Here is a 17,221-nt window from a genome sequence, read left to right as displayed (position 1 = left end):
GACATGCAAGGGAGTGGCATTCCCTGGCCGACCACCGGAGCCCACCATGCCCCTGCCCCGCTCCCTCGCCCACCCCCTGGACGAAGCCGCCTTCGGCGCCCGCGCCCGCGAGCACCTCGACCTGCTCTACGGGCCCCGCCGGGAGGAGGTGCTGCGCCGCCTGATGACGCTGCTCTCGCACCATCGCGGTGCCATGCCCTCCGCAGGGACGCCAGGCGACGCCCCCTTGTGGAGCGAGCGGGATCAGTGGCTGATCGCCTACGGCGACAGCCTGCTCGACGGCGACACCCCGCCCCTGGCGGTGCTCCATGACTTCCTCGCGGCACGCCTGCCCGACAGCTTCAGCGGCGTGCATGTGCTGCCCTTCTTTCCCTGGAGCAGCGACGACGGTTTCTCGGTGATCCACTACCGGGAAGTGGACCCGGCCCTGGGCGACTGGCGCCACCTGCGCCGGCTGGCCGAGCATGGGGACCTGATCGTCGACCTGGTGCTGAACCACGTGTCCCGGGAGTCGCTGTGGTTCGTCGACTACCTGTCGGGCAGCCTGCCGGGGCGGGACTACTTCATCGAGATGGACCCGGCCACCGACCTCTCCGCGGTGGTGCGGCCGCGCAGCTCTCCGCTGCTGGTGCCGGTGCCTACCCGCCGCGGCACGCGCCACCTCTGGGCGACCTTCTCCGAGGACCAGATCGACCTGAACTTCGCCAATCCCGACGTGCTGCTGGAATTCATCGGCATTCTGCTCTTCTACCTGGCGCAGGGCGCAAGGGTGATCCGCCTGGACGCCATCGCCTTCCTGTGGAAGGTGCCCGGCACGCCCTGCATTCACCTGCCCGAGACCCATGAGGTGGTGCGCCTGCTGCGGGCCGTGGTCGACCACATGGCGCCGGGCACCCTGCTGCTGACCGAGACCAACGTGCCCCACCGGGAGAACCTCAGCTACCTTGGTCTGCATCGCCTTTCAGGCGGGGGTCTGGAGCGTCTTTCAGACGGGGGACTCGATCGGCGCTCAGACGGTCAGGAAGAGGGTCCGGAAGTCCCGGACGAGGCGCACCTGGTCTACCAGTTCCCCCTCCCGCCGCTGCTGCTGCATGCCCTCACCAGCGGCGAGGCGGCCACCCTCGCCCGCTGGCTGGAGAGCCTGCCCGACCTGCCGCCAGGGTGCAGCTACGTCAACTTCACCGCCAGCCATGACGGCATCGGCGTCCGCCCGCTGGAGGGCTGGCTGCCGGACCACGAGGTCGAGGCCCTGCTGGAGCTGATGCACCGCTTCGGCGGGTTCGTCAGCATGCGCACCGACTCCCGGGGCCAGGACATCCCCTACGAGATCAACATCACCTGGTTCGAGGCCATGAAGGGCACCCGCCGGGGGGCCGACCCCTGGCAGGTGGAGCGCTTCCTGTGCAGCCAGCACCTGATGCTGGCCCTGCAGGGCATTCCCGCCCTCTACGTGCATTCGCTGACCGCCACCCTCAACGACCTGGAGGGGGTCGAGCGCAGCGGCCGCCTGCGGGCGATCAACCGCCGCCGCTGGCAGCGCCGCGAGCTCGAGGAGCTGCTCGACAGCCGCAACACGCCGACCCGCGAGGTGTTCCAGGCCCTGACGCGTCGCCTGGCGGTGCGCCGCCGGGAGCCCTGCTTCCATCCGGACGCGCCCCAGCGCGTGGTGCCCACCCCGCCGGCACTGCTGGTGGTGGAGCGAGGGCCACTGCCCGATGGCCGACGCCTGCTGGCGATCCACAACGTCAGCGACCGGCGCCAGCCACTCGAGCTGGACCGGCTCGACCATCCCGGCTGGATCGACCTGCTGGAGGATGTTCCCTGGACGCGGGAAGCAAGCCTGGCCCCCTACCGCAGCCTGTGGCTGCTGGCCCCGGGCTGATCAGTGGCTACCGTGCTGGCCATCATCCTGCATCTCCATGGGCTGCACCCGCTTGACCGGGGCCTCGACGGTCAGGGTCTCGCCGTTGTCGAGGGTCAGGGTGAGCTCGACGCTCTCGCCCTCGACCGGGATCCTGGCCAGTTCGAAGAGCATCAGGTGCCAGCCGCCGGGCGCCAGCCGCACGGTCTCGCCGGCAGGCACCGGGATCGTCTCGACCTGGCGCATCTGCATCACGCCATCCACCATCACGTGGTTGTGAAGCTCCAGGCTGCCGGCCAGGGGCGAGCTGCCCCCGACTAGCGCCAGGTCCGTCTCGCCCGGGTTGGTCAGCGCCATGAAGGCGGCGGTGGTCGGCGACCCCGGCGGCACCGCCCGCACCCGGGCCTCCTCGACGGTGAGGGACTGGGCCAGGGCAGTGGCGCTGAACAGCGAGAACAGGACCAGCGGCAGGGCTGCGATGCGCATGTCGGTCGACTCCATGGGCTCAAGGGAACGCGTTGAGCTTACCCTGCCTCGCCGTTGACGGGGAGCGGGCTGCGACATCGCGTCCCGCCTGGGGGTGCCAGCATTAATCCACGGCTAATGGACGCGTGGCAGGATGGGAACTCCCGGGCCCCCGACGGGTCCCCACGACACGCCCTGGCGACACCCCTTCATGACATCTCTTCATAACATCTCTTTATAACAGGACATCGCGATGCGAACTTTATTCCTCTCCCTGACAGCCGGCCTGGTCACGCTCTCGCTGACCTCGGCGCTCGCCGCCGAGGAGCACTGGCCGGCCCCGGTCCAGGCCCTGGTGGACCAGGGCCTGGAGATCCACGGCGAGTTCGCGGCCCCGGGCGGCCTCAGCGGCTACGCCGCCAGCCACCGGGGTCGCGAGATGGCCGTCTACCTCACGCCGGACGGCGACCATGCCGTGGTCGGCACCCTGCTCGACGCCGAGGGCAACGACCTCTCCGCCGCGCCCCTGGACAAGCACGTGCGCAGCGTCCAGGAGGCCGAGGTGTGGCAGCAGCTCGAGGAGAGCCACTGGATCCAGGACGGCGACCCACAGGCAGGGCGCGTGATCTACACCTTCACCGACCCCAACTGCCCCTACTGCGCCCGCTTCCACGACCAGAGCCGCCCCTGGGTCGAGGCCGGCGAGGTGCAGCTGCGCCACATCATGGTCGGCATCCTGAAGAGCGACAGCCCGGCCAAGGCGGCTGCCCTGCTCGGCGCCGAGGATCCCGCCGCGGCGCTGCAGGCACACCAGGAGAGTGACAGCGGCATCGACGGTTCCGCCCAGCCCCGCGAGGTCGAGGAGCAGGTCTATGCCAACAACCAGCTCTTCGAGGGCCTGGGACTGATGGCCACACCCACCACCTACTACCGCAACGAGGCCGGGCGCCTGGAGAAGGTCGAAGGAGCCCCCGACGCGGCGCGCCTCGAGGCGATGATGGGCTCGCCGCGTCCCTGAGGCGGCGCGACGCGCCACCAGGATGCAAGTGGGCCCCGCTGCCGATGGCAGCGGGGCCCGTCGCGTCTCCCCGTCACGGATCAGCCGTCGAGGGGCGTCGGGTTCTCGCCGAAGTCGGCATGGTCGCCCAGGCGACGGCCGTCGATCTCGTCCCCGTAGAACCCATGGTGGTTGTGGAAGATCTCGTCGGTCTCGTCCACGGACTCCAGGGTGCGGCGCCGCGGATCCTGGGGCCGCTCATGGCTGTTGATGAAGGCCGCCACGTCCCAGGCCTCCTGGTCGGAGAGGGAGTAGGGCTTGCCCAGCGGCATGTTGGCCTTGATGAAGTTGGCGGCGGTATTCACCCGGTGCATGCCGGCGCCCCAGTTGTAGGCCCCGTCGCCCCACAGCGGCGGGAAGACCTGTCGCTCGTCGACCTTCTGGCCCTGGCCCTCGTCACCGTGGCAGACCGCGCACTGCTGGGCATACACCTCGGCACCGCGCTCGCGGTCGGCGCCCTGCTCGGTCTCCTCGAGCTTGGGATAGCCGCGACCCGGCATCGACTCGTTGATCGGCGCGCCGGTGGCCATCCAGTGCAGGTAGGTCTGCATGGCGACCAGCGGCTCGCTGCCGTACTCCGGCGGCTTGCCGTTCATGGAGTAGGTGAAGCAGCCCTGGATGCGCTCGGCCAGGGTATTGACCTTGTCGTTCTTGCCCCGATAGGCCGGGTAGACGCCGAAGGAGGCCCACATCGGCGCCGAGTTGGCGAGCCGGCCGGCATCGAGGTGGCAGTTCGCGCAGTTCTGGTCGTTGAAGACGTACTCGCCGCGCAGTGCCTGGGTGTTGACGAAGAGGTCGCGGCCCTTGCGCACCATCTCCCCGTACTGGTTGTCGGGAAGGTCGCGCTCATGGGGCGGCTGGAAGGTGATCTCGCCCTCGGGGGCCTCGGGCAACGGGACCTGGTAGTCGCGCTCGGTCGCGTCGTCCTGGGCAACCGCGGCCAGGGAGAGGCTCAGCGCCGAAACCAGAGTGCCGGCGATCAGCAGGTGGGATGTGCGCTGGTTCATTGACCGTCCTCCTCTTGCGCCCGGGTCTCTCGCTCGGCGATGCGCTCCGGCAGCGTGGCGTAGTAGTCGGCGATCATCGCGACCTGCTCCTCGTCGAGCCGCTCGGCGATGCCCACCATCAGGTCGTTGGGGTCGTTGTGGCGCTTGCCGTCGCGCCAGGCCTCGAGCTGGCTGACGATATAGCCCGCGTGCTGGCCCGCCAGCGGCGGGAAGGTGGCGCCGACGCCCTGGCCATTGGGGCCGTGGCACTGGCTGCAGGCCGGGATCATCTTGCCCTCGGCCCAGTCACCGCGGTCGGCCAGCCACTCGGCCTCGTCGGTCGGATCGGCGGCACGGTAGGCAGTGGGCAGTTCCGGCCAGGGCTCCATCTCGGCGTAGTAGACCGCCACATCGGCGATCTGCTGGTCGTCCAGCATGTTGGCAAAGGCCATCATGGTGGCACTCTCGCGCCGTCCTTCCTTGATGTCATGCAGCTGCTTGGCGATGTACTCCGCCGGCAGCCCCGCCAGGCGCGGCCAGGACTCGCCCTGGGGGTTGTTCATGCCCATGCCGTCGGCCTGGTGGCAGGCCACGCAGGCACCGGCCGCCTGCTGGCCGCGCTCGGCATCGCCCTCCAGGGCCTGGGCCTGACCGGCAGCCAGGCCAAGGCCCAGCAGCAGGCCGAGCCCGCTCGCGATCCTCATGCTCGTCATTTCGGGTCACCCTCGTCGTTGTCATTGATCCCTTGCGGGGTTGCTTCCCGGGCCGGCCGTACCGGGCCCGTCGACCTCGGCGTCAGCGGCAGCGTCAGCCGGGCCTCCAGCCCACCCCCCTCGGGGCGGGAAAATGCCAGCCCTCCGCCGAAGCGCTCGGCGATGGCGGCGACGATCGCCAGCCCCAGGCCACTGCCCTGCCGGCGGCTGGCCCGCCAGAAGCGGCGCGGCAGCTGCTCGAGCTGGGCATCGTCGACCCCGGGGCCATGGTCCCTGACCCCGTAGGTCAGCGTCTGGCCATCCGCGTCGATGCGGGCGGCGACCTCCACGGGGCTCTCCCCGGGGCCGTGGCGGAGGGCGTTGTCCACCAGGTTGCGCAGCGCGGTGATCGCCAGTTCCCGAGGCACCGCCAGCTCCACCTCGGGCCAGGCCTCGGGCAGCGCGAAGCGTTGCCGGTCGCTTGCCGAAGCGTCGCGCAGCGCCAGCTCCACCACGTCGGCGGCACGGCTGGCCTCGCCGTCCTCGAAGTGTAGCCGCCCTTCCACCCGCGCCAGCATCAGCAGCTGGTCCAGGGTCCGCGACAGGCGCGCCACGCCCTCCTCGGCATGGTCCAGCGACTGGCGCGCCGCCTCGCCCTCGACCCGGCTGGCCACCTGCAGGTGGGTCTTGATGGCCGTCAGCGGGGTGCGCAGCTCGTGGGCGGCATCGTTGGTGAAGCGCTGCTCGCGCACGATGGTCTGCTGGATGCGCGCCAGCAGGCCATTGAGGGTCTCCACCAGTGGACGGATCTCCACCGGTACGCCATGGGTCGCCACCGGTGCCAGGGCATCCGGGTGGCGGCGAGCCAGCGCATCGCGCAGCCGGCCCAGCGGCCGCAGCCCCCTCACCACGCCGAACCACAGCGCCAGCAGGCTGCCGGAAAGCGCCACCACGAAGGGCACCACCGCCACCTGCAGCACGTTGCGCATCAGCAGGTCGCGCTCGTCCATGCGGTCGGCGGTGGTGATGGTCAGCCCGCCCCGCTCGTAGGTGAACACCCGCCAGGTCACGCCGCCCTCCTCGCGGTAGGCATGCCCCGGCTCGCGCGCCTGCAGGATGTCCTCCATGTCGGTATGGGTGCGCGCGATGATCTCGCCGCGCGGCGAATGCACCTGGCAGGCCAGCCCCTCGATGGGCGGGATCGAGAGGGCACGCTGGTCGGCCTGCTCCCACACCTCCAGCGGCAGCTGGGCCATCAGCCCGGCCACCATGCGGGCCGACTGGGCGAGCCGCTGGTCCAGGGTCTTCTCAACCTGCTGGTGGAGGTCGCGCATCAGCCAGGCGGCGGCCAGGCCCCAGAGCAGCAGCAGGGTCAGCCCCAGGGTCAGCACCAGGCGCGTGCGCAGGCTCATGCCCGGCCGGCCCCATGGCGGCGCGGCACCTCCACCGCGGAGGGCTTGCCCAGCCGGTACCCCAGGCCGCGCACCGTCTCGATCACCCGGCTGCCGAGCTTGCGGCGCAGGTGGTGGATATGCACGTTGAGCGCATTGCTCTCCACCTCCTCGTTCATGCCGTAGAGGCTGTCCTTGAGCTGGCCGGCGGTCAGCACGCTGCGCGGCGCCTGGAGGAAGGCCTCCAGCAGCACCAGCTCGCGGCGCGAGAGGCTCACCGCCCGCCCCGCCACGCTGACCTCGCGGGAGACCGGATCCAGGCACAGCGGGCCATGCTCGACCAGCGCCCGGGAGCGCCCGGCGGCCCGGCGCAGCAGGGCCTGAAGGCGCGCCACCAGCTCGTCCAGGTCGAAGGGCTTCACCAGGTAGTCATCGGCACCCACATGCAGCCCCTCGATGCGATCGCTCACCGCGTCGCGGGCGGTGAGGATCAGCACCGGGGTATCCACGCCGGCCCTGCGCCACTCCTCGAGAAGCAGCATGCCGTCACCGTCGGGCAGGCCCCGGTCGAGGATGACCACATCGCTCGACACGGTTTCCATGGCCGAGCGTGCCTCGGCCATGGAGCCCACATGGTCGATGACGAAGTCATAGACGGCCAGGCCGGCCTGGATGCCCGACGCCACCAGGGCATCGTCCTCGATGAGCAGTACGTGCATGACTGGGAATCCTCGTGATGTGCGACATCGTGTCACCCGACCATTAAGAAGGCGTTAAGCCGTCATAAGGCTAGAACGATTCGCGCTCGTCCATTGGTCGCAAGCTCAGGGTCGCAACTTCCGGGTCGCAGAAAAGCCCCCGCCGGCAGGCCGGCGGGGGAGCGTGGCGGGTGTTCAGGCAGTGTCATCCCCTGGCAGGGATCGCCCGGGCCAGGAACCAGCCCGCCACCATGGCCACCAGCATAGCGAGCAGCGGGCCGGTGAGCCCGGCGATGGAGGCGAAGGCCGGTCCCGGGCAGTAGCCGGAGAGGCCCCAGCCGATGCCGAACAGCGCGGCTCCGCCGATCAGGCGGCCGTCGATGTCCTGACGGGTGGGCAGCTGGAAGCGCTCGCCGAACACCGGGTTGGGGCGACGCAGCACCAGCCGGTAGCCGATGAAGTTGGTGATCACGGCGCCGCCCAGCACGAACATCAGCGTCGGGTCCCAGGCCCCGGCGACATCCAGGAAGCCGAGCACCCGGGCCGGGTCGGTCATGCCGGAGATGGCCAGGCCGAGACCGAAGATCAGCCCCGCGACATAGCCCATGATCGTCTTCAGGGTCTCGGTCTTCATGCACCACCTCCGATCACGTGCCGGACCACGAACACGGTGGCGATCGCCGCCACCAGAAAGGTCACGGTCGCCACCATCGAGCGCACCGAGAGTCGGGAGAGGCCGCAGACGCCATGGCCGCTGGTGCAACCGCTACCCAGGCCCGTGCCCAGGCCCACCAGCAGGCCGGCCAGCAGCATCAGCGGCACACCCACCGCGGGCTCGCCGATCACCTCACCCGGGGCGCCGGCCACGTTGCCGAGCCCGCCACCGGCGAGCAGCACCACCACGGGACCGCTGACCAGCCCCAGCACGAAGGCCAGGCGCCAGGCGCTGTCCCCCCTGGGCCGCGCGGTGACCAGGGTGCCGATTATCCCGCTGATGCCGGCGATGCGGCCCAGGGTGGCCATCAGCCAGGTGGCCGATAGGCCGATCAGCACACCGCCGATCAGCCCCTGAAGGCTTGCTGTCCAATCCACGTCATATCTCCTCTAGTGTCAGGGTACCGCTCGTCCACCCGGTTCAGCAGCCCGCGCCGAAGCGCCCTGCCCCGCCTGTCGTCGGCAGGAACGGCGCGATGCACGCGCCGGCCCTACTTGCTGGCGACCAGCCCGGCCTCGCCGCAGACCCGGTCCGAGACCGCGTCGACATTGTCGTGCAAGGCCCGCCAGGCGTCATAGGTGCTCAGGAACACCCTGCCGGTCAGCTCATGGCAGAATTCCGTATGCTGCAGCCGATCCATCACCGGCCCCTTGACCTCGGCCAGGTGCAGGGTGACGGCGGAGTCCTTGAGCCGCGCATTGATCGCCTCCAGGCTCTCCAGCGCCGAGGCATCGATGACGTTCACCGCCTGGCAGGCCAGCACGATGTGCTCGAGGCCCGGCTGGCGGGCCGCCAGCGCCATCACGGTGTCCTCCAGATAGCGGGCGTTGGCGAAGTAGAGGCTCTCGTCGACCCGCAGGATGGCGATCCGCTCGTCGGTCTCGACCTCGTGGCGCCGCACGTTGCGAAAGTGCTCGCTGCCGGGCACCCGCCCCACCACCGCGCTGTGCGGGCGGCTGGTGCGATACAGGTGAAGGCCGAGCGACAGACCCACGCCGACCAGGATCCCGCTCTCCACGCCATGGGCCAGGGTCAGCACCAGGGTGGCCAGCATGGCCACGCCATCGGCCCGGGAATAGGCCCAGGTGCGCCGGATGGCGGGCAGGTCGATCAGGGTGCCCACCGCGACGATGATCGTGGCGGCAAGTGTCGCCTTGGGCAGGAAGGCCAGGGGCGCGGTCAGCGCCAGGGTGGCCACGGCGATGCCCAGGGCGGTGAAGGCGCCGGCGAGAGGCGTGGCGGCACCGGCCTCGAAGTTGACCACCGACCGGGAGAAACCGCCGGATACAGGCGAGCCGCCGCTCGTGCCTGCCCCGATATTGGCGAGCCCCATGGCGATCAGCTCCTGGTTGGGATCGATCCGCTGGCGCCGCTTGGCGGCCAGGGTCTGGGCCACCGAGACCGACTCCACGAAACCCACCAGGCTGATCAGCACCGCCGCCGGCAGCAGGTTCGACCACAGCTCGGGATCCAGGCTGGGCAGGGCCAGTGACGGCAGGCCGCTGGGCACCTCGCCGACCAGGGCCACCCCCTGCTGACCGAGGCCCAGCCCCCAGGCCAACAGGGTGGTGGCGACCACCGCCGAGACCGGCGCGGCCTTGGCCACCAGGTCGGCGACCGTTGCCGACAGCCCCAGGCGCCTCAGGCCGCCCTTCAGATGGCGTCGGCACAGCAGCAGGTAGCCCCAGACACCGAGCCCGATCACCAGGGTAATGACATTGGTGTCCGGAAGCCCCGCGACCAGCGCCGACCCCATCTCCACCAGGTTGTGGCCGGACGCCTCCACGCCCAGCACGTGACGCAACTGGCTGGCGGCGATCAGGATGCCCGAGGCGGTGACAAAGCCCGAGATCACCGGGTGACTCAGGAAATTGGCGAGGAACCCCAGGCGCAGCACCCCCATGGTCACCAGGACCAGGCCGGAGAGGGCCGCCAGCACCAGGGCCGCCCCGACGTACTCCGCGCTACCGGGAGTGGCGATGCCGGAGAGCGCCGAGGCGGTCATCAGCGAGGCCACCGCCACCGGCCCCACCGCCAGGGTGGCGCTGGTGCCGAAGAGGGCATAGAGCACCAGCGGCAGCATGCTGGCGTAGAGCCCCACTTCCGGCGGCAGGCCGGCCAGCAGGGCATAGGCCAGCGCCTGGGGCACCAGCATCAGGGTGACGATCACCGCCGCCACCAGGTCACGCGCCAGCACATCGCGCCGGTAGCCGTGCAGCCAGCCGATCAGGGGAATCCAGCGTGAAGGGATCATGAAGGTCTCGTCATCTGCGGTGAATCCTGCTCAGTGACGTCGCGCCGGTCGGGCCAGCCACTCGTGTCCCTTGAGCATGCCGTTCCAGTAGAGCCAGGGCAGCTGCTTGGCCTTGAGCCACCAGGCCCGGCGAGTCGCCCGGGTGCCCTCGTTGACCCAGCGCGGGAAGGTCGGCTGCAGGGCGCCACCATAGCCGAACTCGGCCAGCACGATGCGTCCCCGCTCCACGGTCAGCGGGCAGGAACCATAGCCCAGGTAGGCCGCCGACAACGGTGTCGCGTCCAGGGAGGCCAGCAGGTTCTCGGCCACCACCGGCGCCTGCTTGCGCACCGCCGCCGCGGTCTTGGCATTGGCCGTACCGCTGGCGTCGCCCAGGCCGAACACCGCCGGGTAATGGGCGTGCTGCAGCGTCTCGGGATCGAGGTCCAGCCAGCCCCCGGCATTGGCGAGCCCCGATTCAGCAATGAAGGCCGGGGCCTTCTGGGGCGGCACCACATGCAGCATGTCGAAGGGGCGCTCCACGGTGCGCTCCCCGTCCTCGCCGGATACGACGAACCGTGCCGTGCGCGATGGGCCATCCACGGCCACCAGGCGATGACCGAAGGCCTTCTCGATGCCGTAGCGCGCGATGTAGCCCTCGAGGGCCGGCACATAGTCCGCCACACCGAACAGCGCTTCCCCGGCGTTGCAGAAGCTCACTTCTATCCCGTCCAGGCGCCCCCGGCGATGCCAGTGGTCGCAGGAGAGGTACATGGCCTTCTGCGGGGCACCGGCGCACTTGATCGGCATCGGCGGCTGAGTGAACAGCGCCCGGCCCTTCTCCAGCGACTGCACCAGCGACCAGGTGTAGGGCGCCAGGTCGAAACGGTAGTTGGAGGTCACGCCGTTCTGGCCCAGCGTCTGCTCCAGCCCCTCGATCGCGCCCCAGTCGATGACCAGTCCGGGCGCCACCACCAGCCGGGAATAGCCGAGGCGCCGGCCATCGACCAGCACCACCTCGCCGCATTGCGGGTCGACGCGTTCGGCGCCGGCCGCATACCAGCTGGCCCTGTCGGGAATCACATCGCCCATGGGACGGCGAGTAATGGCGGCCGGGAATACCCCGCCGCCCACCAGGGTCCAGCCAGGCTGGTAGCTGTGCGTCTCGGCAGGGTCGACGATAGCGATGTCCAGGTCGCCGCGGCGCTTCAGCAGGCTCGCGGTGACTGCGATGCCCGCCGCGCCGCCGCCGATGACGACGACATCATGATGACGGGACGAACTCTCGGGGGTCGGGTGGTGCATGGCATGGCTCCAGGGCGTCGTTATCGTTGTCGTGGGGGGCGCCTGTCAGGTCTCGAGCATCTCGCGGATCGGCTGCGGATCATGGCCGGCATCGTGGGCGGCGGCCAGCAGCGCCGGGATATCGCAGCCGGCCTCCCGGGAGCGGGCGTGGGCCCAGAGGTGCACGGCCCGCTTGCCGGTCCTGCAGAAGGCGAGGATGGGAGTGGGCAAGCCGTCGAGGGCCTGGCCGAAGGCCGTGATGTCGGCCTCCGAGTATTCGCCCGGGGTGACCGGGATACAGCGCCATTCGAGGCCCAGCTCGGCGGCTCGGGCACTCAGGGCGCGGTCGTCGGGGTGGTCCTCGGCCTCGCCGGGACGGCGGTTGCAGATCACCGAGCGGAAGCCGCGGCGAGCGACCTCGTCGAGATCGGCGGGCGTCACGGCATCGGTGATGGCGAAGCCGGGTTCGAGCTGATGAATCTGCATATCGACTGACTCCTGAGCCATTCAGAACTTGTTGATCGGCACCTTGAGGTAGACCTGGCCGTTATCCTCGGCCGGCGGCATGTGGCCGGCGCGCATGTTGACCTGCACCGAGGGCAGGATCAGCCGAGGCATATCCAGGGTGGCGTCGCGCTCGGTGCGCATCTTGACGAACGCCTCCTCGCTGACGCCTTCGTGGACATGGACGTTGTGGGCACGCTGCTCCGCCACGCTGGTCTCGTGCTGGTACTCCTCGCGCTCCGGCGCCTTGTAGTCATGGCACAGGAAGAGGCGCGTCTCGCCCGGCAGCGCCAGCACCTTCTGGATGGAGCGATAGAGGGTGCGGGCGTCACCGCCCGGGAAGTCGCAGCGGGCGGTGCCGTAATCGGGCATGAACAGGGTATCGCCGACGAAGGCAGCATCGCCGATCACGTAGGTCAGGCAGGCCGGGGTGTGGCCCGGGGTGTGCAGCACCCGCCCCTCCAGGTTGCCGATGGTGAAGGTGTCACCCTCCTCGAAGAGGCGGTCGAACTGGCTGCCGTCGCGGGCGAACTCGGTGCCAGCGTTGAAGGCCTTGCCGAAGACGTCCTGCACCACGGTGATGTTGGCGCCGATGCCGGTCAGCCCGCCCAGACTCTCGTGCAGGTAGGGCGCGGCGGAGAGGTGGTCGGCGTGGACGTGGGTCTCGAGGATCCACTCCACCTCGAGGCCGTTGTCGCGCACGAAGGCGATGATCTCGTCGGCGGAGCGCACGTCGGTGCGGCCGGCGGCGTAGTCGAAGTCGAGCACCGAATCGAGGATCGCACACGCCTTGCTGTCGGGATCCTGCACCACGTAGCTGAAGGTGTTGGTGGGCTCGTCGAAGAAATGGGTCACGCTTGGCTGCTGGGACATGGGGAACGACCTCCATCGAATGTCACTGGCCGGGGTATGAGGTCAGCTTAGCGCAATTAAAGTTCTAAGAATAGATTATTTTGCTATATGCAACCGGCGATGGATGACATTCCTGCCATCCGGGAGGCCCGTCGCCGCGGCGACGGGCCTGTTGCAGGCCGTCATTCCCAGGCGGCGCCTTCCAGGGCGTCCAGCGGGATCTTCAGGTAGCGCTTGCCATTGGCCTCGGGCTCCGGCAGGCGACCGCCCCGGGTATTCACCTGCAGGGAGTGCAGGATCAGCTTGGGCATCGGCAGCTCGCTGTCGCGCTCGTCGCGCATTGCCGTGTAGTCATCCTCGGTGACGCCGCCGGCCAGGTGCTTGTTGGTCTCGCGCTGCTCGCGCACCGTGCTCTCCCACTGCGGCTCGCGACCATCGGGCATGTAGTCGTGGCCGGTAAAGAGCCGGGTCTCGTCGGGCAGCGCCAGGATCGCCTGGATGGAGCGCCACAGCTGGTGGGCATCGCCGCCGGGGAAGTCAGCCCGGGCGGTGCCGAAGTCCGGCTGGAAGAGGGTGTCATGGACGAAGGCGGCATCGCCGATCACGTAGGTGATCGAGGCCAGGGTATGGCCCGGCGAGAACATCACCCGCGCCTCCAGCTCGCCAATGCGGAAGGAGTCGCCCTCGGCGAACAGCCGATCCCATTGCGAGCCGTCGGCGGGAAAGTCGGGCCAGTGGTAGAGCTCCTTCCAGAGCTTCTGTACCTCCACCACCTTCTCGCCGATGGCAGTGGGGGCGCCTGTCTTCTCACTCAGGTACTGCGCCGCGGAGAAGTGGTCGGCGTGGGGGTGGGTATCGAGGATCCACTGAACCTGGAGCCCCTGGTCCTTGACGTAGGCCAGCAGCTCGTCGGCGTGGTGGGTGGCGGTCGCTCCGGACTTCTCGTCGAAGTCGTGGACCGGGTCGATGATCGCGCACTGGCGGGTCGCCGGGTCACTCACAACGTACTGCACGCTGAAGGTCCGCGGGTCGAAGAAACCGGCCACGTCGGGAGTGCCGACACCACTGCTCGGGGAGAGGGCGAAGGTCTTCATGGGTCACCTCCTGATGGCGCCCGGCCTCGACCGGGCGGTGATTACCGAATTCGGAATAACCTTAGCATATTATGCTCTATACACCGATTGAGTCCGTGCATGGTCGCGATAGTTCCAGGCCGCCCCGGAAGCGGCCTGCTCGCCTCAACGCAAGGCGCCCGCAACCCGGAGGTCGCAGGCGCCTTGTGGAACACTACGGTCCCGAGCCGTGCTGCCTACTTGTTCGGCTTGCGGGTATTGATACCCAGCAGTTTCCAGGCCGGACAGAAGTTGAACAGGCCGGTGGCCAGCGGCACCACGCCGATCCAGCCCCAGACGCCGATGGTGCCGGTCAGGGCCAGCAGGATCAGCACGGCCCCGACCACGATACGGGCAATCTTGTCGATACCGCCCACATTGCTCTTCATGACGGACTCCTTGGGTTCGCTTCGGACGCTCAGAAGCTGTAAACGGGGATGGACGGGTCGCGCATCATCTCGGCCATCGGACCGGGAGCGGCCACGCCGACGCCCTCGAGCAGATCGCCCTCGCCGTGGTCACTGTTGGGCAGATAGATCGCGCAGACATCCACCTGGGCGCCATCCTTTATCAGCATCTTCAGGATCGCCTCCGGCGTCATCTGGTCCACCTCACTCATGGCCGGCGTCTTGAAGGGCTCGTCGCTCTCGTATCCCTCGATGGCCAGATCACCCGCCTGGTCGCAGAGCAAAATATGTGGGTCTGTGCCCTGCCCCTGCATATTCCGGGTCAGGATCATCGCCATGCCCTGGGTCTGCAGCGAGTCGCTGGTGAGGATCACCAGGGCCCGGTCCTGCGGCTCGTCGCCGCCGTGGTTATCGGCCAGGGCAGCGGTGCCCAGGCTCATGGCACCGGCGGCAATGGCTACGCCAAGGGTCGTCTTGAAGCTCATGGTGTTACCTCGATTCGTTGGGGTCGATCGTGGGAGCAAGCCTGCTCGGACGTGCCGAGCACGACCTGGTTAAAATCGCTTATTCGGCCGGGCGCCAGGCCACGTCGGGGTCGATCTCATAGCTCCAGGGCAGCCCGGAGTTGCGCCAGCCATTGACCGCACGCACGCCCCTGGAGTCGCCCTCCTCGAGCTTGCCGCCCTCGAAGCCATCGGTCACCGAATAGACCTGGCTGAAGCCCATCTCGGCGATCACGTCGGCGCCGGGGGCACTACGGGTAGAACCGGAGCGGCACATGACGATGATCGGGTCGTCCTCGGCCACCTCCAGGGCCTCCAGCTCGGCCCGCACCTGGGCCTCGAAGTCGGCATTCTTGACCATCGGCCAGCTCTTCGCCTCCTCATCGAAGTTCTCGCGATCGGCCAGCACCCAGGGCACATGGATGTCGGTGGGTTCGGCGAAGCCGGTGAACTTGATCTCGATGGGATCGCGCACGTCGACCAGCACGGCCCGATCGTTTTCCTGCATCAGCTCATAGGCCTCGCTCGCCGTGACGTAGAGCCCCAGCTGTGTTTCCCGATAGGCGGCGGCCTCCTCGGCCAGGGCCGGCCCGGCAGCCAGTGTCGCCGCCAGCAGTGAACTCGCCAGCAGATGTGTCATCTTCATAACTATATCCTCTAAGCAAATAACTTTTCCTGTATTGATTTGAGTCTAGTCCATTGCCGCATCATCTGCATGGGGCATCTGGACGCACCTTGATACAGGTCAATCCGCCGAGTGAAGGACGGCAATGGGGACAACGTGACGCACCTACCCGCCACTCACCGGAAGGCATCATGGCGGCTGTTCCCACACAGGCGGAGCGGCACATGTCCAGCGTCCGGCGATGGATCACCCTGCCCTATCGGCGCTACCCCATGCTCACCGGCATCCTGCTGCCGCTGGTGATGGTTGCCGCCTTCCTGCTGGGGCCTCGCCTGATGGCCCCTGAAGCGTCGGCCGTCGACCCGCTGGGCCGCACCGCGCTGACGCTGGCCGCCGAGCGCGGCGAGACGGATGCCGTGCTGGCAATGCTCGACGACGGCACCGCGGTGGATGCCAGCGACCGCTGCGGCTGGACGGCGCTGTTGAAGGCCGCCGCCAATGGCCACCTGGCGATGCTCGAGGCGCTGCTGGCCCGGGGTGCCGATACCGAGCACCGCGACCAGGCCGGCTATTCGGCGCTGCTGGTGGCGGTGATCAACGACCAGGAGGCCACCAGCCGAGCACTCCTCGATGCCGGTGCCGACGTGGATGCCGTGGATGACGAGGCGGGCTGGTCGAGCCTGACCTGGGCCGCCAAGGACGGCCGCACCGAGCTGGTGGAGCTGCTGCTGACATATGGCGCCGACCCCACTCACGAGGCCGACGACGGCACCACGCCGCTGCACTGGGCGAGGGAGAACGGCCATCGGGAGATCACCTCGCGCCTCGAGGCCGCCGTCGCCGGCGAGTAGCGCGGTCAGGCCGGCTCCGCCGGTGGACCGAACAGCCGATCCGAGAAACGCACGTACCAGGCCGCGGACTGCACCTGGATGATATAGGCCAGGGCGATCAGCAGGGCGGCGTCGGTCCCGGCCTCGCCGAAGGCGTTCATGGCCAGCGCCAGGGCGATGGAGAGGTTGCGCATCACCGTGCCGTAGACCAGGGCGATACCGTCGCCACGGGTCAGCCAGGCCCTGGCCACCAGGGTGCTGATCAGGTAGTTGACGCCATACAGCAGCAGCAGCGGTACGGCGATGTCCAGCAGCAGGCCGGGGCTTGCCAGCAGGTCATCGGCCTTGAGCGCCATGGCCACGAAGACGATCCCCAGTACCCCGAGGGTCGAGAACGGTGGAAAGCGTGGCGCCCACTGCTTGCGAAAGCCTTCCGCCCCGTGGCGCCTGATCAGGAAGTGTCGCGTCAGTTGGCCGGCCAGCATGGGGATGCCCACCACCAGGATGATCTGGCGGAATACCGCCAACAGGTCCACCGGGATGGCGGCGCCCATCAGCCACTTCACGTAGAGCGGCGTGGCCAGCGAGCCCAGGATCAGCCCGACCACGGTCATCTTTACCGCTGCCGGCAGGTTGCCCCGGGCAAAGCCGGTCCAGGAGATGGTCATGCCACTGGTGGGCAGCAGTGCGGCCAGCATCAGCCCCAGCGCCAGGTAGGGCTGATCGGCGAACCACCACAGGCCCAGCCCGAAGGCGATGAAGGGGATCACCGCGAAGTTGATCAACTGCGCCAGCCCCTGGGCACGGCCGTCGCCGCCCACCAGCAGCTCGCGAAGGCGCAGGTTGACCATCATCGGGTAGATCATCAGCAGCGTCAGCGGGATCACCAGCGCCGAGAGCCAGCCGACGGGGGCCAAGGCACCGAAGGCCAGCCCCAGCAGCAGGGTCACAGGTATTGCCACCACCAGTTTGCGCGTCAACGCCTGGATCACCCCCATCATGCTCC

The 17,221-nt window shown here is 68.9% G+C and carries 19 protein-coding genes; 3 read left to right on the top strand and 16 right to left on the bottom strand.

Annotated elements, in window-relative coordinates:
- The first annotated feature begins 46 nt into the window (after positions 1 to 46).
- Complete coding sequence (locus P8934_RS04190) at positions 47 to 1,882, top strand: sugar phosphorylase (protein ID WP_278033079.1); 1,836 nt, start codon at positions 47 to 49, stop codon at positions 1,880 to 1,882.
- Here the strand turns inward: P8934_RS04190 and P8934_RS04185 are convergent, their stop codons facing one another.
- On the bottom strand, positions 1,883 to 2,347 hold the full coding sequence (locus P8934_RS04185) for a copper chaperone PCu(A)C (protein ID WP_278033078.1): 465 nt from the start codon (positions 2,345 to 2,347) through the stop codon (positions 1,883 to 1,885).
- Between the two features lie 232 nt (positions 2,348 to 2,579).
- Here P8934_RS04185 and dsbG point away from each other — a divergent pair, with 232 nt between their 5' ends.
- Positions 2,580 to 3,344, top strand: coding sequence for a thiol:disulfide interchange protein DsbG (gene dsbG, locus P8934_RS04180; RefSeq protein WP_278033077.1), 765 nt, complete (start codon positions 2,580 to 2,582; stop codon positions 3,342 to 3,344).
- Between the two features lie 80 nt (positions 3,345 to 3,424).
- Here the strand turns inward: dsbG and P8934_RS04175 are convergent, their stop codons facing one another.
- The 14 genes from P8934_RS04175 to P8934_RS04110 all read right to left on the bottom strand — a co-directional run bounded on the left by P8934_RS04175 (position 3,425) and on the right by P8934_RS04110 (position 15,406).
- Positions 3,425 to 4,390, bottom strand: coding sequence for a c-type cytochrome (locus tag P8934_RS04175; RefSeq protein ID WP_278033076.1), 966 nt, complete (start codon positions 4,388 to 4,390; stop codon positions 3,425 to 3,427).
- Positions 4,387 to 5,082 (bottom strand): cytochrome c, encoded by a 696-nt coding sequence (locus P8934_RS04170; RefSeq protein WP_278033075.1) that lies wholly within the window; start codon positions 5,080 to 5,082, stop codon positions 4,387 to 4,389. Before P8934_RS04170 ends, P8934_RS04175 begins: the two co-directional genes overlap by 4 nt.
- Positions 5,079 to 6,473, bottom strand: coding sequence for an ATP-binding protein (locus P8934_RS04165; protein ID WP_278033074.1), 1,395 nt, complete (start codon positions 6,471 to 6,473; stop codon positions 5,079 to 5,081). Before P8934_RS04165 ends, P8934_RS04170 begins: the two co-directional genes overlap by 4 nt.
- Positions 6,470 to 7,171 (bottom strand): response regulator, encoded by a 702-nt coding sequence (locus P8934_RS04160; protein ID WP_278033073.1) that lies wholly within the window; start codon positions 7,169 to 7,171, stop codon positions 6,470 to 6,472. Before P8934_RS04160 ends, P8934_RS04165 begins: the two co-directional genes overlap by 4 nt.
- A gap of 184 nt (positions 7,172 to 7,355) precedes the next feature.
- Positions 7,356 to 7,784: a DUF6691 family protein gene (locus tag P8934_RS04155; RefSeq protein ID WP_133637714.1), complete on the bottom strand. Its 429-nt coding sequence runs from the start codon at positions 7,782 to 7,784 to the stop codon at positions 7,356 to 7,358.
- Positions 7,781 to 8,242: a YeeE/YedE family protein gene (locus tag P8934_RS04150; protein ID WP_278033072.1), complete on the bottom strand. Its 462-nt coding sequence runs from the start codon at positions 8,240 to 8,242 to the stop codon at positions 7,781 to 7,783. Before P8934_RS04150 ends, P8934_RS04155 begins: the two co-directional genes overlap by 4 nt.
- 113 nt (positions 8,243 to 8,355) lie before the next feature.
- Complete coding sequence (gene sulP / locus P8934_RS04145) at positions 8,356 to 10,119, bottom strand: sulfate permease (protein ID WP_278033071.1); 1,764 nt, start codon at positions 10,117 to 10,119, stop codon at positions 8,356 to 8,358.
- Between the two features lie 30 nt (positions 10,120 to 10,149).
- On the bottom strand, positions 10,150 to 11,403 hold the full coding sequence (locus P8934_RS04140; protein WP_278033070.1) for an FAD/NAD(P)-binding oxidoreductase: 1,254 nt from the start codon (positions 11,401 to 11,403) through the stop codon (positions 10,150 to 10,152).
- Positions 11,404 to 11,448: 45 nt separating this feature from the next.
- The gene (locus P8934_RS04135) at positions 11,449 to 11,868 is read right to left on the bottom strand and encodes a TIGR01244 family sulfur transferase (RefSeq protein ID WP_278033069.1); all 420 of its coding nucleotides are present in this window, start codon (positions 11,866 to 11,868) and stop codon (positions 11,449 to 11,451) included.
- 21 nt (positions 11,869 to 11,889) lie between these two features.
- Entirely contained in the window at positions 11,890 to 12,759 is an 870-nt protein-coding gene (locus P8934_RS04130; protein ID WP_278033068.1) for an MBL fold metallo-hydrolase, read from the bottom strand.
- A 161-nt stretch (positions 12,760 to 12,920) separates the two neighbouring features.
- Positions 12,921 to 13,832 carry an MBL fold metallo-hydrolase gene (locus P8934_RS04125; protein ID WP_278033067.1) on the bottom strand — a complete coding sequence of 304 codons (912 nt, stop codon included), beginning with the start codon at positions 13,830 to 13,832 and terminating at the stop codon, positions 12,921 to 12,923.
- A gap of 215 nt (positions 13,833 to 14,047) precedes the next feature.
- On the bottom strand, positions 14,048 to 14,239 hold the full coding sequence (locus P8934_RS04120; RefSeq protein WP_106229806.1) for a DUF2892 domain-containing protein: 192 nt from the start codon (positions 14,237 to 14,239) through the stop codon (positions 14,048 to 14,050).
- Between the two features lie 29 nt (positions 14,240 to 14,268).
- A complete protein-coding gene (locus tag P8934_RS04115; protein ID WP_278033066.1) occupies positions 14,269 to 14,742 on the bottom strand; it encodes a hypothetical protein in 474 nt (157 codons plus the stop codon).
- A gap of 79 nt (positions 14,743 to 14,821) precedes the next feature.
- Positions 14,822 to 15,406, bottom strand: coding sequence for a rhodanese-like domain-containing protein (locus P8934_RS04110; protein WP_278033065.1), 585 nt, complete (start codon positions 15,404 to 15,406; stop codon positions 14,822 to 14,824).
- 203 nt (positions 15,407 to 15,609) lie between these two features.
- On the opposite strand from P8934_RS04110, the gene P8934_RS04105 reads away from it, so the two are divergent.
- Entirely contained in the window at positions 15,610 to 16,236 is a 627-nt protein-coding gene (locus tag P8934_RS04105; RefSeq protein WP_278033064.1) for an ankyrin repeat domain-containing protein, read from the top strand.
- A 5-nt stretch (positions 16,237 to 16,241) separates the two neighbouring features.
- Here the strand turns inward: P8934_RS04105 and P8934_RS04100 are convergent, their stop codons facing one another.
- On the bottom strand, positions 16,242 to 17,216 hold the full coding sequence (locus tag P8934_RS04100; protein ID WP_278033063.1) for a bile acid:sodium symporter: 975 nt from the start codon (positions 17,214 to 17,216) through the stop codon (positions 16,242 to 16,244).
- Positions 17,217 to 17,221 lie beyond the last annotated feature (5 nt).

It is taken from the genome of Halomonas sp. CKK8 (genome assembly GCF_029625235.1).
Taxonomy (GTDB): domain Bacteria; phylum Pseudomonadota; class Gammaproteobacteria; order Pseudomonadales; family Halomonadaceae; genus Halomonas; species Halomonas ventosae.
Note: the sequence above shows the minus strand (reverse complement) of the source record. Positions and strands in the feature narration are given on the sequence as shown.

What these genes read in the sequence shown, in the direction of transcription:
- P8934_RS04190 (WP_278033079.1), top strand. Translation starts at nt 47, where the DNA reads ATGCCCCTGCCCCGCTCCCTCGCCCACCCCCTGGACGAAGCCGCCTTC.
- P8934_RS04185 (WP_278033078.1), bottom strand. Translation starts at nt 2,347, where the DNA reads ATGCGCATCGCAGCCCTGCCGCTGGTCCTGTTCTCGCTGTTCAGCGCC.
- dsbG (WP_278033077.1), top strand. Translation starts at nt 2,580, where the DNA reads ATGCGAACTTTATTCCTCTCCCTGACAGCCGGCCTGGTCACGCTCTCG.
- P8934_RS04175 (WP_278033076.1), bottom strand. Translation starts at nt 4,390, where the DNA reads ATGAACCAGCGCACATCCCACCTGCTGATCGCCGGCACTCTGGTTTCG.
- P8934_RS04170 (WP_278033075.1), bottom strand. Translation starts at nt 5,082, where the DNA reads ATGACGAGCATGAGGATCGCGAGCGGGCTCGGCCTGCTGCTGGGCCTT.
- P8934_RS04165 (WP_278033074.1), bottom strand. Translation starts at nt 6,473, where the DNA reads ATGAGCCTGCGCACGCGCCTGGTGCTGACCCTGGGGCTGACCCTGCTG.
- P8934_RS04160 (WP_278033073.1), bottom strand. Translation starts at nt 7,171, where the DNA reads ATGCACGTACTGCTCATCGAGGACGATGCCCTGGTGGCGTCGGGCATC.
- P8934_RS04155 (WP_133637714.1), bottom strand. Translation starts at nt 7,784, where the DNA reads ATGAAGACCGAGACCCTGAAGACGATCATGGGCTATGTCGCGGGGCTG.
- sulP (WP_278033071.1), bottom strand. Translation starts at nt 10,119, where the DNA reads ATGATCCCTTCACGCTGGATTCCCCTGATCGGCTGGCTGCACGGCTAC.
- P8934_RS04140 (WP_278033070.1), bottom strand. Translation starts at nt 11,403, where the DNA reads ATGCACCACCCGACCCCCGAGAGTTCGTCCCGTCATCATGATGTCGTC.
- P8934_RS04135 (WP_278033069.1), bottom strand. Translation starts at nt 11,868, where the DNA reads ATGCAGATTCATCAGCTCGAACCCGGCTTCGCCATCACCGATGCCGTG.
- P8934_RS04130 (WP_278033068.1), bottom strand. Translation starts at nt 12,759, where the DNA reads ATGTCCCAGCAGCCAAGCGTGACCCATTTCTTCGACGAGCCCACCAAC.
- P8934_RS04125 (WP_278033067.1), bottom strand. Translation starts at nt 13,832, where the DNA reads ATGAAGACCTTCGCCCTCTCCCCGAGCAGTGGTGTCGGCACTCCCGAC.
- P8934_RS04120 (WP_106229806.1), bottom strand. Translation starts at nt 14,239, where the DNA reads ATGAAGAGCAATGTGGGCGGTATCGACAAGATTGCCCGTATCGTGGTC.
- P8934_RS04115 (WP_278033066.1), bottom strand. Translation starts at nt 14,742, where the DNA reads ATGAGCTTCAAGACGACCCTTGGCGTAGCCATTGCCGCCGGTGCCATG.
- P8934_RS04110 (WP_278033065.1), bottom strand. Translation starts at nt 15,406, where the DNA reads ATGAAGATGACACATCTGCTGGCGAGTTCACTGCTGGCGGCGACACTG.
- P8934_RS04105 (WP_278033064.1), top strand. Translation starts at nt 15,610, where the DNA reads ATGTCCAGCGTCCGGCGATGGATCACCCTGCCCTATCGGCGCTACCCC.
- P8934_RS04100 (WP_278033063.1), bottom strand. Translation starts at nt 17,216, where the DNA reads ATGATGGGGGTGATCCAGGCGTTGACGCGCAAACTGGTGGTGGCAATA.